This is a genomic window from Streptomyces sp. NPDC050388, from assembly GCF_040655635.1.
In the GTDB taxonomy this organism is placed as follows: Bacteria; Actinomycetota; Actinomycetes; order Streptomycetales; family Streptomycetaceae; genus Streptomyces.
The window spans coordinates 1-1,440 of the sequence record NZ_JBFAKH010000269.1 but is presented as its reverse complement, the minus strand read 5'-3'; the positions used below and the strand labels follow the sequence as shown (position 1 = coordinate 1,440).

The following is a 1,440-nucleotide window of genomic DNA, read 5'->3' as shown; positions in this document are numbered from 1 at the left end:
ACGGCCCTGGCCATCGCGGCGCGTGCCGCGTCAGGCATCGTGTCCGGCGGGACTACCAGCAGGGAGAAATGGTCCCGGTCGCCTCGGGTGATGAGGACGGTGTCGTCACCGACCGGGTAGGAGTCGATGTGCACGACTTGGCCGTCGATCACCAGCCGTGTCGGCAGTTCGTCCCAGGCACTGGCGTCCAGACCGACGCGGGTGACGGGTCCGAGATGCCCGGTCAACGCGGTGATCAGAGAGGGCAGCTCGGCACCGATGTCCCGGGACCGCGGCCACCAGGCACCGTCCAGGATTCCCTCACGCGCGTGTGTCGTCTCCAGTCTCAGCAGGGCCGTCCCGGGACTCACCGGCTGGTGGACGGCGTCCGGCAGCAACCTGGGAGTGTCGGGGGTGTCGGAGTCGGTCATGGTGTCCGCCCGTCCTTCGTATGCCGGTCGCACGCCCTGCGGCCGCACGGTCTCTGTGGACGCGGCTCAGCCACGCTCTTTCTCTTCTGTCTCCATCTGCCGGATCCCCTGGTGCGTCAGCGTGATCCTCGCGGGCGTGTCACCCCTCCCCCAGTCGACGACGACCCAGCCTTTGCCCGCCAGGTACGTACAGGCAGCGGCCAGATCCCGCTCAGGGATGCCGAGGTCGGTGCGGAGCTTCGCCCCGTCGACGCCCAGGAGGCGATTTCCCTCGGCAGCTTGGTACAGAGCCCGCATGATCTTCTCGCGGTACGTCTTCCGCTCGCGCAGTATCGCCATGACATGCCGTCCTCTACCGCCATCGGTCGGGCCGAAGTCGATGTCATCCGCGGTCGCTGTCGCGGTGGGGCGTGCCGGGGCGGTCGCGTCCACCGTCGGCCGGCGGTGCCTCCGGGTCCGGCGGCCGATCCCCGGCAGAGCATCGCTGTGGTGGAAGGCAGCGATCCGTCCGGCGTGCTGAGCGTTGAGCCGGTGGATCAGGGCGACTCCGACAGCGATCAGGACGAGCAGCGCGGCCACGGCGATGACCGTCATGGTCCGCTCACCTGCGTTGACCGGCGGGCGAACGCCCTGTCGAGCCGAGGGGCCGGGGCGGGGAGGACGGCGGGCCTGCCCCGCCGTCGGTCTCCCACGCTTCTTCCCTGCTTCGGGCATCGATCCTGTCTGCTGCTTCCTCCCGGTCCGGGGCATCGATGCCGTCACCGGCCATCAGCCGTGCGGCGGCATCCACACCGGTTTCCGGCGGAACCACCAGCACGTCCCGGCGGCCCCTGGTGGAGAAGAGGGTCATCCGGTGCGGATCCTGCCCCTCGGTGGACCAGCCCACACGCACGGTGCGCCCGGCGCCGGACACCCAACTCGGGATGACGGGCCAGTGGTCCGGGTTCACCGTGACACCTGTGATGCGGCCCCAGAGGTCGCCCAGTGCGGCTGTCAAGGCCGGCAGCTCACGGGTGAGGGCACGGGAGCG

3 protein-coding genes are annotated in these 1,440 nt (G+C 70.1%); all 3 read right to left on the bottom strand.

The window, feature by feature from the left end; translation table 11 throughout:
• On the bottom strand, window positions 1–410 hold a 410-nt coding region (locus tag AB0I73_RS41295), incomplete at its 3' end, for a DUF5994 family protein (protein ID WP_363045516.1).
• 66 nt (window positions 411–476) lie between these two features.
• A complete protein-coding gene (locus tag AB0I73_RS41290) occupies window positions 477–749 on the bottom strand; it encodes a hypothetical protein (RefSeq protein WP_363045517.1) in 273 nt (90 codons plus the stop codon).
• Window positions 750–1,011: 262 nt separating this feature from the next.
• Window positions 1,012–1,440 (bottom strand): DUF5994 family protein (locus AB0I73_RS41285; RefSeq protein WP_363045515.1); only part of this gene is annotated, 429 nt, incomplete at its 5' end.